At 67.7% G+C, this 14,174-nt stretch carries 4 protein-coding genes; 3 read left to right on the forward strand and 1 reads right to left on the reverse strand.

The features are described from left to right. Positions 1-9: 9 nt before the first annotated feature. The 3 genes from FRC98_RS11290 to FRC98_RS11300 all read left to right on the forward strand — a co-directional run bounded on the left by FRC98_RS11290 (position 10) and on the right by FRC98_RS11300 (position 11,051). Positions 10-5,376, forward strand: coding sequence for a hypothetical protein (locus FRC98_RS11290; protein WP_146981514.1), 5,367 nt, complete (start codon positions 10-12; stop codon positions 5,374-5,376). Beyond that, a complete protein-coding gene (locus FRC98_RS11295) occupies positions 5,373-9,908 on the forward strand; it encodes a hypothetical protein (RefSeq protein ID WP_146981515.1) in 4,536 nt (1,511 codons plus the stop codon). Before FRC98_RS11290 ends, FRC98_RS11295 begins: the two co-directional genes overlap by 4 nt. A 219-nt stretch (positions 9,909-10,127) precedes the next feature. Further along, the gene (locus tag FRC98_RS11300; RefSeq protein ID WP_146981516.1) at positions 10,128-11,051 is read left to right on the forward strand and encodes a transposase; all 924 of its coding nucleotides are present in this window, start codon (positions 10,128-10,130) and stop codon (positions 11,049-11,051) included. A 356-nt stretch (positions 11,052-11,407) separates the two neighbouring features. Here the strand turns inward: FRC98_RS11300 and FRC98_RS11305 are convergent, their stop codons facing one another. After that, on the reverse strand, positions 11,408-14,158 hold the full coding sequence (locus tag FRC98_RS11305) for a cation-translocating P-type ATPase (protein WP_230467511.1): 2,751 nt from the start codon (positions 14,156-14,158) through the stop codon (positions 11,408-11,410). Between the last annotated feature and the right edge of the window lie 16 nt (positions 14,159-14,174).

The following is a 14,174-nucleotide window of genomic DNA, read 5'->3' on the forward strand; positions in this document are numbered from 1 at the left end:
ACCTCGCCAGTGATACCCACCTCGCCAGGAACGCCCCGGGGCGCGCTGGCCCTCTTTGCCATCGTCGCCGCGCTGGCGTTCACGCTGAATCTGCCGCCGGCCGAGGCCTGGCGACCGCTGCCCGAGCCCGACACCGACGACCTGCTCGACTGGCAACCTCTGCTCGAGCCGGAACATCGCCGCGAGCTGGCCCCGGGTGACGCGACGCTCTTCAGCGCGCCCCGAAACGCGGTGGTGCGCCTGCAATTTGACCCGCCCCGACTGGCAAGCGCGCTGCGCGTTGAGGAGCGCGTGGCCAGCAACGATGGGCTGACCACCGCGTCGCTGCCGCTTGAGCCTTTTGTGCTCGACGGGGGCGACTGGTTCATCCTCAGCGGCGTCTCCCACAGCCCGACCCTTCGCGTGGCGCTGGATGAGCGCGCCGGCCAGAGCGTCACGATCTCGGCGCACACCCTGGATCACGCCCCGCCGCGCCTCTACTGGGACTGGTGGCAGCGCCGGCTGCACCGCTGGCTGCAGGTTGCGCCGCTGGCACCGCCGCCGGCCGATCTTCCGATCGCCGCCCGCGCCCGGGTCATCTCCCAGGCGCGCGAGGCCCAACTTCTGCACATCCTCACCGATGCGCTCACCGACGACGCCGTTCTTCGCCAGGCGGCCCATCACCTGGGCCGGGCGATGCTCACCCGGGCGATCCAGCGGGAGCGCCAGCCCGACGGGCGTTTTCATGCGCGCCGCCCCATCGCCCCGGCCTTTGAGCCCGCGCTGCCCGAGGCCACCGTCAGCCTCCCCACCGGCCCGAGCGCCGCACTTCGGCTTAAGCCCGGCGAAGACGCCCACCTCACCGTCGACGGCCCCGCCCGCCTGGAGCTGGGCGTGCGCGCCGTCAAAACACCCGAAAACGCCGAGCAGATTTCGCCATTCTCGCTGCAGATCTTCGAGCGCGGCCACCCGGTGCACCGGGCGGACTTCAGCAGCGGTCCGGCCCGTTTTCTGCCCGACGGCCGCCCGCTGAGCACCTCGTCTTCCGGACCGCTTCTGGTCGGTGAAGATGACGATGCCCCCCGCGAAGATCCTGCCGAAGACGCCACCACGGACCTCGACCGCGATCCGGAGCTCGATCCCGCCTCGCCGGCTCGCCACACCGGAGTACTTGAGGCCCGCGACGAGCAGGGCACACCCTTAAGCTGGCGTCGCACCACCTCGATGTGGGTGCCGCCGGGGCGCCACCACTACACCCTGCGCGCCACCGACGCCGAAATCCTCATCGACGGCCACATCGCGCGCCCCCGCTACCTGCTTCAGGATGTCGCCGGTCGACTGCATAACGCCGACTGGCATATCGAGCGCGCCGAGCAGCTTCTGAGCGGTAGCGACCACCCCGCCGCCACGCTGCTGCTCGCCGAGATCGCATCGTTTCTGGGACAGGTCGACAACGCCCGAAACCTGCTCTTTGCCGCCCGTAAGTCCCAGGCGCCGGCGGCGCACCAATCCGCCTGGATCACCTGGCTTGAACTTCGCCTCAACCCCGGTGAACTCGCAGCGCCTCAGGCCCTTCTCGACCTTGTGCAGAGCGAACTTCTCCCCCCTGCCTCCCGGCGCCTGATTGGCCTGCAGGCCGCTCGCCAGGAGCTCGCGCTGGGCTACCCCGAACTCGCTGCGGCCAAACTCGACGCCCTGCCCGAAGATCCGCAGGGCGACGCCATCGATCTTCCTCTGGAGCGGGCGCTGCGCGCCGAGACCATCCTCACCGGCGGCAGCCGCCGCGAGGCGCGCTGGGCGGGCTTCGACCTGCTTTACGCGGCCTGGTTGCGAGAGCCCATTCACCCCGACCGCACCGACGCCCTGCAAACCCTGTGGTGGTACGCCACCTACTGGCGCGATCTGGAGCCCCTTCCCCCCGTCCGCCTCGCCACGCCGGCGACCGACGCCACTGCCGAAGACGCCGCCGCAACTCCCGAGCAAGCCCTTCCCCCCGAGCCGACGCCCTTTCTGGAGCCTCTGGGGCCGGCCGACACCCGCACCTTTCTGGCAAGCGTCGCCGATCGCACCACATTGCTCTACCGCCTGCCCCACGAGCAGGCCGTCACCCTGGGCGCTCCGACCGATGCCCCCACCGCCGCCCAACGCCTCACCCTGACGGCGCGCGCCGCCCAACGTCCGGCCGTCGCCGCGCTCAAGCTCGACAGCGGCGGTGAGCCGCACACCTTTGCCTTTTTGCACGACGCGCCCCTTCAAGAATTTGAACTTCTCACGACGACCAACGCCCCGCTCCGCGTCCAGAACCTCTCCCCCGACCCGATCACCGAGCTCTACACCCCTCATCCTCCTCAAGACGTGGAGTGGTTGCCCTCCGATCACATCGTCATCCCCCGCGACTACTGGGAGGCCGACTCTGAGGGTGTGCGTTTTGCGCTGGAGTCCTCCGGCACCACCCGCTACGTGCGCCTGCATCTTCGCCCCACCGCTGCCGATAGGCGCATTCGCCTGCGCATCGACGATGGCGCCAACGCCCCGCGCGATCTTTTCCTCGACGCCAGCGCCCACGCACGCGCGACCTACCCCGCCCCCCTTCGCCTCATCCTTCAACTTCCCCCGGAGGCACAGCACCTGGAGGTGCGCGCCCTCTCCCAGAACGTCTTCGTCGCCCTGGACCAGCGCGCCGCCCGCGAAGATCAAAGCGTCGATCCCATCCCCGTCGCCGTCACGCTGCCACCCTCCCCGCAGACCTTGCAGCGCATCTCGCTGCTCTCCCGCAGCATCAACGACGAGGCCACCCTCTCTAAAAAACGCACCCTGCAGGTCGAGCGCGCCGAGCTCTTGATGAGTCTGGGGCAAAACGCCCTGGCCGAGGTCGACCTCTACGCTGCCGCCTACGACTTCCGCACCCCCGGCGACACCCTGGAGCGCGCCCGCGGCCTGCTCGCCACGCTGCGCCAACGCGCCGACCGTCGCTGGGTGCAGCTCCCCGACGCCTCACTTGTGCACCCGACCGCACTCAGCGAAGAGCTCAGCGACGCCCTCTTCGAAGAAAACCAGCGCGACCCGGCCACGCTCGCCAGCTGCGAGGCCGATCTTCGCTACGGCCCCCCGGCCCCCGATATGAAGCCGGCCTGCGCCGCGATCCGCGCGCTCGCAAACACCCCCGCAGAAGCACGCGGCGACCTCCTCCTCGACTTTGCACGCCAGCGCTCCGAGAGCACTCGGGCCGCCGACGCCCCGCTGCTTCGCGCCGCGGCCGACCTCCTCGTCACGCGTCTCACCGACCCGACGCTGGAACCCGATCCGGGCCAGGCCGCCCTGGCGCATCTTCTGGCCACTCGCGCCTTTACCCTCGCGCCGACACCCGCCCACCGCAGCACCTACTTCGCCACACTGCGCCTCTCCCGCTTTGCCCCTCAAGACACCCCGACCCTGCTCACGGCCATGGCCAGCGTCCCGGCCGACCTCGACCCCACCCCCGTCGACCCGCTGCCCACCCCGCCCACCGCCAACCCCCTCGATGAGCTTGTCGAAGACGCCCTGCTCGGCGTGCCCTGGCCCCCCGAGCTTTTACTTCCTCTCAACGCCGCCGCGCGCCGCACCTTCACCCTTCGCCCCGAGCTCGACCAACCTCTGGAGGTGGCTGCGACCTGCCTCGATCTTCGCCCCGACCTCCAACCCGAAGGTCCGGCCCCCTCCTGCCTGCTGCACCTCGACCTCGTCGACCAGGAGGGCAACCCTGTCTCCCCCGGCACCTCCCCGCCGGCCTGGCCCCCGGGGCAGCTCTTTCTGGCGCGCTTCGATCTGAAAGCCGGCCAGACCTACCGCCTCACGCTCCGCCGTCACGACGACCTTCTGGGCCGCCGCTTCATCGTCTTCCCCTACCTGCTCGACCCGGCGGCGCCCGGCGAGCCCCAGCCGGTGGTGGCGTCGCTCCGTCGCCGGCTTGATGTGTTGGCTCCCGGGCAACCCGTCGATCTGAGCATCGTCGGCCCCACCACCCTTCGCCTCGACCTGCGCGCCCTCTTCACACCGCGAGGCTCGGGCTACCGCCCGGCCTCCGAGGTGATCGTGGAGCTGCAGAGCGCCGACGGACACCTCCACACCCACCGCGTCACCCTGCCTTCGAGCGCCCAGCCCGACGCGAGCATCGCTCTCCCCGGTCTGTCCGAGACACGGCTCTCAGCCGCACAGCGCCTGCACCTCCCGGTCGTCACAGAAGGCCTCCACAGCCTCACTGTCCGTGTCTCGGAGGGCCTGGCCACCCTGCGCCTGGCCGCCCGCCAGGACGACGACCGCGCCATCGCCCGCGCGCGCAAGGGCGAGCCCGAAGGTGTCACCACCGCCGACACAACCACCCCCGACGCGCCCCCGAAGGCCCTCGCCACACGCGCCCTCAACCTCGACCAGACCCTCCTGGCCGACCTCCCCCGGGGCCTGGCCGAGCTCAGCGGCGACGACCTCTTAAGCAAGCCCCCCGTCGACTGGACGCTGCGCTTCTCCAGCGCCGTTGCCACCCGCGACATCGACCTCGAAGAGAGCCTCATCGACGACCCGCGCCAGTCCCCCTACGCCCGCCTCAACACCCGGGCCTACCTGGCCAACCCCGACGCCGACCTCTGGGTCTATTTTGATACCGGCCTGCGCACCAACCTGCGCACCTCCCCCGTCGCCGAAGGCACCGTCGCGGGCTACTGGCGCACACAGCGATTGAACCTGCGCATTGAGCCCCGCCTGACCACCTACTGGCAGCGCTTCACACAGAGCCACTGGTCCATCCGCTCCTCGATGCGCATCTCCAAACCCCTGCAACTCGCCCCGAACTGGTCGCTCTTCCCCTCGCTGGCCGGGCACGTGCGCCTGCAGGAACCCAGGGCCTTTTTTCGCACCCGCGGGCTCATCGATCCGGTGCTCTACAACAACTACGCTCTGCCCCGACGCTTAGGGTTTGACGCCCGCGTGACCCTGTGGTTTCGCCCCTTCGTCAACACCATCTTCGCCGCGTCGGCCCGCCAGCTCTTCAGCAACCGCGCCTACCCCGACCAGCTCTGGCTTTCCACCGAGGCCCGCGCCCTCTTCGAATCTACCGATCTTCGGGTGGGCTACCGCCTGCGCCACCTCTTCGACGATCCCTACCGAGACACGAGCACCACCGCGCACGACCTGAACTTCGACGCCTCCCTGGCCTACTGGACTGTTGGAAACCTGCTGCTCGACTTCAACGCCTCAGCCCAACTCTCACTCGTCCCCGGCGAACGCGACCCGCGCCGCGCCCGCATCGGCTTTGCCCTCTCCGTGTGGCATAACCTCGACAACTTCTCGCGCGTGCCCCCCTCCCACGCCTCGCTGGGACACCTGCTCACGCCCGAGTTCTTTTTGCACCGGTCTCGGCCATGATCTTTGACAACTGGCCCACCTCCGATCCCGACAGTCCCCCACGGCTGAGCCTCAATGGCTGCCTCCCGGCGCTGGTGCGCCGTCTCGACCACCGCGCCCTGGCTGACCTTCACACGCGCCTTGAGCGCCAGGGCCCACCCACCCTCAACCTCCCCCACACCGAGCTGCTCGCGCCCGACCCGCACCTCGAACCCCAGCTTGAGCTTTCCGCCTCGCTCCTCGACGCCCTGCGCCAGCTTCACCACGAACTTCACACTCTGCGCACCACCTTCCAGACCTTCACCGAGCGCTACTTCGCCCAGCTCCCCGGCCGCGCTCGTCAGGACGTGGTGGTCCAGTACCTGGAGTCACAGGGGCGCTCAGCACGTGAGCTGCGCAAAGACCTGCGCGCCCTCGACGAGTTCCTCGACTTTGAAACTTTGCGCGAGCGCCAGACCCTCCAGGAAAGTCGCCTCATCGCCAGGCTGCGCCTGATCTTCATCGCCCTCGAAGCCCTCACCCACGACATCCTGGCCCGGGCCCACCCCGACGACCGCTCCACCATCGCCCAGAACCTTCTAAAGCTCCCCGGCGCCGGGCTCCTGCGCACCTTTGCCCAGAACCGCGACCAGCCCGAGCTTCAGCCCCTGGCCATCCGCGCCGCCCACGCCCCGCTGGCAGCCCTGCTCGACCAGCGCCCCGACGCCCTGGCCAGCGAGTGGCTACGCCTGCTCATCAAGATCGCCATCCTGCCCACGGCCTCCTCCTGGCTGAAGATTGCCGCCATCACCACCCTGGCCCACTCCCGGGAGGCCGGCCTCGATGTGCTGGTCCAGCGCGCCACCCGCTCCTTCGAGCTGCCCGACGACTGGCACGTCCAGGCCCACGCCATCGCGCGCCTGGCCGAGCTCTACCCCGACATCGCCCGCGAGCAGCTCGCACAGCTCGATACCACCTCAGGCCCCGACGCCATCCCCATCGCCATCGCAAAAGCCTTAAGCGGCGATCCGCACCCCGACGCCCTGACCTTGCTTGAGCGCCTGGCCCTTCCCGCCACCGAACCTCGCCAGAAGGTCCGCGCCCACGCCGCCCGCTCCCTCACTACCACCGCTCGACAGGGGGGGCAGGCCGCCGCCCGCGCCGCCGCCATCCTGGCCCGCATCGTGCGCGCCGAGCCCTCATCCGACGTCTTGCAGACCACCCTCGGCGCCCTTCTCCCCCTCTTACGCGACCTGATCACCACCCACCCCGAACTCGCCCACAACGCCACCTCCAGCATGCGCGAGATCCTGGCCGACCGCCTGGAGCTTGAGCACGACGCGGCGGTCGCAAACCGCCTGGCGAGCTTTCGCCTCGACCTGGCCGCCCTGGACACGGGCACCGACGCCGCCGACGCCTCCGACGCCACCGCCACCAGCGATGCGCCTTCCCCCTCCACCCTGGATCTTGCCGGCCGCTTAAGCGCCCTGCACCCCGGCGAACATCTGCGCCTCGCCAAACCCCTCGCCACCGCGCGCCTGGCCCGCGCCATGGCCCTGGCCGCTCGCCAGGGCTTTGGCCTCTACGCCACCGAGCGCCGCACCCACTGGCGAGTCGCCCGCGGAGAGCGCTACGCCCCCCGCCTCTGGCGCTACCTCCATGAGCTTCGACACCCCTCGCCCAACAAACGCCAGGGCTTCGACCACACCCGCGCCCGCGTCTACCCGGGCCGCCTGCGCGCCCACCCCGCCGACCTCGGTGAAGTGACCCCCACGACCGTCCCCGGCGAACGCCGGCAGGTCGGCTCCGAGGGCGGCTGGGGAGGCTACATCCCCCTGGTCGACGATCTTCTCGACGCCCAGCGCTCCGCCCGACCCATCATTCTGGCCACAACCCAGGGCATCACCACCCTCACACCTCCGAAGTCGGCAGCAAAGCGTCTGAAAAACCTCCTGAAAATCTCCAACACCTACGCCCACTTAGACGAACTTCGCCTCGCATCCATCAAAGGTGACGACGCCGACCAACGCGGAAAGTTTCTCGGCGTCGTCGAAAAAGAGCTCGGCTGCACCATCACCTTTCGCCCCCACCTGGCCGACGACCCCACCCCCCGAAAGATCCGCGAGCTCATCGCCGCCACCGACTTCGGCCGCCAGCTCGAAGCCGCCGACCCCCTCCCCCTGCTCACCACCGATGCGCCCTCCCCCGAGGCAACAACCACCGACGCCCCCTCCACCGACCAGGCTCCCGCTCCGGTCACCACCTCCCTGCACCTCCTCGCCACCGCCGGCCCGCTGGAGCTTCTGACCGAACGTCTGCACACCAACCCCGCTCGCCATCTCACCGAGCTCTTCGACCGCACCGGCGCCCGCATCCAGGAGCTCGCCATCGTCCTCACGCTCATTGTGGCCTTCTTCCTGGGCCGCATGCTCATCGTCCGCCACCAGCTCGACCGCTGGCGTAACGACATCCCCCTCTCGATTGGCGGCTGGGGCACCCGCGGCAAGAGCGGCACCGAGCGCCTTAAAGCCGGCCTTCTGCACGGCATGGGCTACGACGTCTTTGTCAAAACCACCGGCTGCGAGGCCATGTTCATTCACGCCGCCCGCCGCCAGGAGGCCCGCGAGATCTTCATCTACCGCCCCTACGACAAAGCCAGCATCTGGGAGCAACGCGACATGCTGCGCCTGGGCCGCGACCTCGGCGCCGACGTCTTCATGTGGGAGTGCATGGCGCTCAACCCCCGCTACGTCGACATCCTGCAATCCCACTGGATGCGCGACGACCTCATCACCCTGACCAATGCTTACCCCGACCACGAAGACATCCAGGGCCCGGCCGGCATCGACGTAGCCCGCACCATCAGCCAGTTCATTCCCCCGGGGCGCACCACCATCACCGCCGAGCGCGAGATGTTGCCCATCTTCGAAGATACCGCCCGCAAAAAAGGCGCCCCCCTCATCGTCGTCGGACACGACGATGAGACGCTCATCCCCGACGCCCAGCTCGCCCGTTTCCCTTACGACGAGCACCCCCGCAACATCGCGCTCGTCGCCCGCATGGCCCGCGAACTGGGCATTGATCCCGAATACGCCATCTTCGCCATGGCCGACCACGTCGTCCCCGACCTCGGCGTGCTCAAAACCTACCCGCGGGTCACCCTGCTTGGCCGCCACCTGGCCTTCATCAACGGCTGCTCCGCCAACGAGCGCGCCGGCTTCATGAACAACTGGACCCGCACCGGCCTCGACAAAGTCGACCCCCGCTCCGAGCCCCACCGCAAGATCTTCACCGTCGTCAACAACCGCGACGACCGCATCGCCCGCTCCAAAGTCTTTGCCGACATCCTGGTCCGCGACGTCATCTGCGACGGCCACATCCTCATCGGCACCAACTTAAGCGGCCTGCGCACCTACATGGCCCAATCCCTCGAAGCCTACCTCGCCAACCAGCTCGTCTTCGAAGACAACCTCACCCCCGACCCCACCCGCGCCCACCGCCGCCTCGACCAGATCATCAGCCGCGTGCGCCTCACACGCCGCTCCCCCGACGCCCTCATCACCTCCCTCAAACACATGCTCGAGGTCTGCCCCCCGCTCTCCGACGCCTCCATCTCCACCCTTTACACCGCCCTCCCCTCCCTCATCAAAGACCTCAGCGCCAACTTCACCTCCATCGCCCACACCCTCAAAAACCTCACCACCCACCCCACCATCACCACCACCTTCCCGTCCGTCCGAGACACGGACATCACCCTTATAAACAGCCAGCGATCGGAGGTTGACCCCATCCACAACCTCACCCACACCGACCTCTTTGATGCCCGCGACGCCTTTTTGCGCGACCTCGCTGCCACCATCGCCGCCCACGCCCTCCACCATCACCTCGATGCGGTCCTCGACAAAAAACTCAGCGCCGACGACTTCCACCACCGCCTCCACACCACCTACACCGAACGTTTCTGGCAGATCGTTCACACCGTCGAAGACCCCGCCACCAGCGGCGACGGCATCATCCTCACCGCCGCCCGGCTGGCCGCCCCCAACAGCACCGTGGAGCTCCTCGGCACCCAGAACATCAAAGGCACCGGCCTCGACTTCGTCTACCGCTGGGTCGACCTCAACAACACCCTCACCCGCCACCAACGCCTGGAAAACGCCGACGACAACGCCCTGCGCGACGAGCTCATCTTCCTGGCCACCGCCTCCTCCCTGGGCCTCATCGAGGCTCTGGCCTGCTTCGAGAACCTGGAGCGCTGGCGCGCCTCCCGCAACCTCTCCGCCCCCCTGCGCACCCTCCTTGACCGCGCCCAATCCCACCTCGCCACCCTGGCCCAAACCCGCTTCACAAACGCCCTCCCCGACGACCAGGACGCCACCCCCGACTCCCCCCTCACCCGCGTCCTCGCCAAACTTGAGCGCTCCCTCGATAGCTTCGACGCCATCTACCGACGCCGCAAAGCCGACCGCCTTCAACGCCTCCTCGTCGAACAACGCATCAGCCACGCCCGCATCGCCCTGGAGATGCAGAAGCTGGTGAAGAGGCAAAAGGGTGGGTGGCTTGTGAAGCGATAATGCCCCCCTAAACTCGCGCGCCCATTGTCCGACCGAGACACGGACAATCTCCCTATTTTACGCGCCTCATCCCCCCTTCAACCTCCATCAACACCCCATCTTCCGCCTCCCCAACTTCCCCCCCCACCTCAACAAAATTCACCTCCTCCACGCAACTTCTCCCTCCACCTCTCGATAACAGCTCCACGTACTTCTCTTCACCCTCACCTGGAGCTGCCCATGACTCGCCCCCGTCGCCACCTCCCAGGCCAGGTCGTCGCCATCACGCGCCGCTGCTTCGACCGCACGTTTTACCTGCGCCCCGACGACACCATGAACGCCATCGCGCTCTATGTCTTCGCCAACGCCGCGCAGACCTACGACATCGAGATTCACGCCCTCGTAGTCATGTCCAACCACATCCACTTGATCATCACCGACGTCAAAGGCCGCCGCAGCGAGTTTATGCGCGACGCGATGTGCCTGATCTCCAAGGCCCGAAACCGCGATCTCGACCGCACTGACTACCTCTGGGAAGGCGGCTCCTACCGCGAAACCCTGCTCCTCGATCGGGACGCCCTGGAGCGAAAGCTCCTCTACACCTGGCTCAACCCGCTCGTAGACGACCTGGTCGAACGCGCACATGAATGGCCCGGCGCCAAAATCCTCCCCTGCAACTGGGGAACTTCGATAAAAATCCCAAAGCCGGACGTCTATTTTGGCCGCAAGTCGCCGGACTTCGCCAGGTTCACCCCCCAACCACCCCCCGGCTTCAACGCCTCGGACATCCCCGAAGTCACCACCCACTTTGAAACCCTCCTCACCGAAGCCGAAGACGACCTCATCGCCACGCGCACGCAAGAGAATCGCCAGGTTTTGGGCGTCGAAAAAATCCTGGCCTCCAGCCCCTTCAGCAAACCGAAAACGCCCTCACCCCGTTCAAAAATCATCCCGCGTTTCGCCACCCGAAATGCTGCGCTACTCGTCGCTGCAATCGCCCGCCACCGCGCCTTCCTCACCGCCTACGACCACCAACGTCATCGATGGCTCAAAGGCAAAAAGCGCGTTGAGTTCCCCTGCGGCACCGTCTGGCTCCGTCGCAATTCTCCTGTGAAATGTCGGGATCCCGAAGCCCCCGAGCCAGGCCTGGCCTCTATGATGTAGAAGCCGCCTTTTCGATATCAAAACCTTCGCGGGCATCCCCCTGATGCCATTTTCGACGCGACCCCAACGCGTTCCACGCACACCTCTGCCCGCCCCTCCGCACTACCGCCAATTCGTACGCCCAGATTCCCCTCTAAAGCGCCCTCCCGCCGCCAAAATCGGCAAATTTCTACCCGCGCGCGACCCTATCCCCTCCGACCAGCGCTCCCCGCACCCACGTCCGCCTAACTTCGTCGCGTTTCGCGCATCCTCGCGCTTCACGAGAACGCTTAATCACCCGCATAAATACTGCGCATCGTCCCTCTCTCGGTCGGCACAATGTCCGTCCCTCGGTCGGTCAAAGAGTCGCCGAATTCTCACCCAACTCCACGCCCTCGCCACCACAACACCACCCCCTGCCCCACCTGAATCGCCACCAGAGGCAACACCCCCATCCCCACCGCCAGCCCCCACCCCACCGCCCCGGGATTGACCGTCTCTAAAATCCCCCGCAACCACGGCACATACACCGTCATCGCCAACAACCCCGCACATAACCCGATCGCCGCCCACACCCAGCCATTTCGCATCACCGGACTGACCCGGGCATCGCTATCCCCACCGCGCGCCGCCAGATCCCGCATATTCAACGCATGAAACGCCTTCCCAAAACCCAGCGTCAAAAACGACACCGTCACCGCCCGCCCCACCTCATAGCCCATCACCTGCAACGCAATCGCCAGCGACCCGAGCACCGCCGCCGCAATCACCACCCCGTACACACCGATCGCCCCCCAGTGATGCCCCGTCAGAATCGACTCCTTCGGCGAACGCGGCGGCCGACGCATCAACTCCGACGCCCCCCCGGTCGCCACCAGCGCCAGCGCCGGGAAGACGTCCGTCACCACATTTAAATACAGAATCTGCAACGCGGTGACCGGAATCGGGGCCCCCACCAGAGACGCCACCACAATCGCCACGATCGATGCCCAGTTGATCGACAGCAAAAACACCACAAAGCGGCGAATGTTCGTAAAGATCACTCGCCCCTCCTCAATCCCGTACACGATCGTATTGAACCGGTCGTCGCGCAGCACAAGGTCCGCCGTCTCCCGCGCCGCCTGTGTTCCCCGCTGCCCCATCGCCACCCCGATATCGGCCCGCGCCAGCGCCGGCGAATCATTCACCCCGTCGCCGGTCATCGCCACCACCTCCCCGGCCTCCTGGTGCAACGCGATGATGTTGAGCTTCTGCTCCGGGCTCACCCGCGCAAAGATCGACGCCGCTCGCACCCGCTCTCGCTCCTCCTCCGAAAGCTCCTCCGGCGCCCGTAACTCCTTGCCACCAATCACCTCGGCATCTTCCGACGCCACGAGCCCGATCTGCGCCGCAATGCTCCGCGCCGTCGCCGCCTGATCCCCGGTGATCATCACCACCCGCACCCCGGCCTGCGCGCACTCCCCGATCGCATCGCGAACCTCCTCCCGCGGCGGATCATAAAACCCCACAAGCCCCACAAACGTGAGCTCCTCATAGGGCGCCACCTCCGCATCCGCCACCTCCCGCGACGCCAGCGCCAGCACCCGCAACCCCCGACGCGCCATCGCCTCATTCTCCCGGCGCCAGCGCTCCCGCTCCGCCTCATCAAACGCCCCCTCGCCAGCCTCCCCGCGCCACCGCGTCGACACCGCCAGCACCTCCTCCGGCGCCCCCTTGACCGCCACCCGCACCCGCCCATCTTCCAACCGGTGGTAGGTCGCCATCATCTTCACCTCCGAGTCGAACGCCTCCTCCCGAACCTCCGGCATCCGCGCCAACACCCCCTCCACCTCCACCCCCTCCTCCCGCGCCAGCCTCAGCAGCGCGACCTCCATCGGGTCCCCCATCGCCTGCCCGTCATGACCAATCGAGGCATTCGTACACAACACCCCCACCTCCAGCGCCTCGCGCACCTCAACCTCCCCGCCCGAACCTCCCCCGCCCACCAACCTCGCACCCTCCCCATCCCCCTCCACCATCACCTCCCCCGAGGGCAGCGCCAGACTCCGCACCACCATGCGATTCTCGGTCAGCGTCCCGGTCTTATCCGTGCAGATCAGCGTCGTCGCCCCCAGCGTCTCCACACTCGCCAGCCGACGCATCAGCGCGTTCCTATCCGCCATACGCAACATCCCCCGCGCCAGCGTCAGCGTCGCCACCACCGGCAGCCCCTCCGGAACCGTCGCCACCGCCAGCGCAATCGCCGTCATCCCCACCTCCTCCAACGTCCGGCCCGCCAGCACTCCGGCCGGCACTACCAGCGCCGACAACCCCAGCGTCACCCAGATAAGCCGACTCGCCAGCTTGTTGAGACGATGCTCCAGCGGTGTGTCCCCTTCCTCCTCTCCCTCCACCAACGCCGAGATCCCCCCCAGCTCCGTCGCCATCCCCGTCGCCACCACCACCCCTCGCCCCGTCCCCCGCGTCAGCGTCGTCCCCTTAAAAAGCATATTGCTGCGCTCCGCCAACGGCGTCTCCGCCTCCAGCGCCCCACCACCCTTCTCCACCGGCAACGACTCCCCCGTCAGCGCCGCCTCATCCACCTGCAACCGACTCGCCTCCACCAGCCGCATATCCACATTGATCACATCCCCTTCTTCCAGCAGCACCACATCCCCCGGCACCAGCTCATGCGCCCCGACCCGCACCGGACGCCCCTCCCTCACCACCGTCGACGACTCCTCCTCCAACTCCCGCAACGCCTGCATCGAACGCCGCGCCCTCAAGTCCATCGCCAGCCCCAACACCCCGTTGATCAGCACCACGATCGCCACCGCGACGCCCTCAACCCAGAACCCCAGCACCATCGAAAGCACCGCCGTCACGATCAAGAAGATGATCACCAGGTCATCGACCTGATCCACCAGGATGCTCCAGATCGACCGCCCCTTGATCTCCCGCAGCTGATTCGGCCCATACTTCTCCAGCCGCCACTGAGCCTCCTCCCCGCTCAACCCCCGCTCCGGCTCCACCTCAAACGCCCTGGCAACCTCATCGCCATCCCGACTCCACGCCCCCAACTCGCCACCCGGCGCCTCCACCGCCTCCATCCCCACCGACGTCTCCTCTCCGCCCTGCTCTCGCCGCATACGCATCCCCTCAGCT

The organism is Lujinxingia vulgaris (assembly GCF_007997015.1).
In the GTDB taxonomy this organism is placed as follows: Bacteria; Myxococcota_A; Bradymonadia; order Bradymonadales; family Bradymonadaceae; genus Lujinxingia; species Lujinxingia vulgaris.

Bases quoted from the DNA above. Each gene is read 5' to 3' on its own strand.
- FRC98_RS11295 (WP_146981515.1), top strand. From the start codon at position 5,373: ATGATCTTTGACAACTGGCCCACCTCCGATCCCGACAGTCCCCCACGG.
- FRC98_RS11300 (WP_146981516.1), top strand. From the start codon at position 10,128: ATGACTCGCCCCCGTCGCCACCTCCCAGGCCAGGTCGTCGCCATCACG.
- FRC98_RS11305 (WP_230467511.1), bottom strand. From the start codon at position 14,158: ATGCGGCGAGAGCAGGGCGGAGAGGAGACGTCGGTGGGGATGGAGGCG.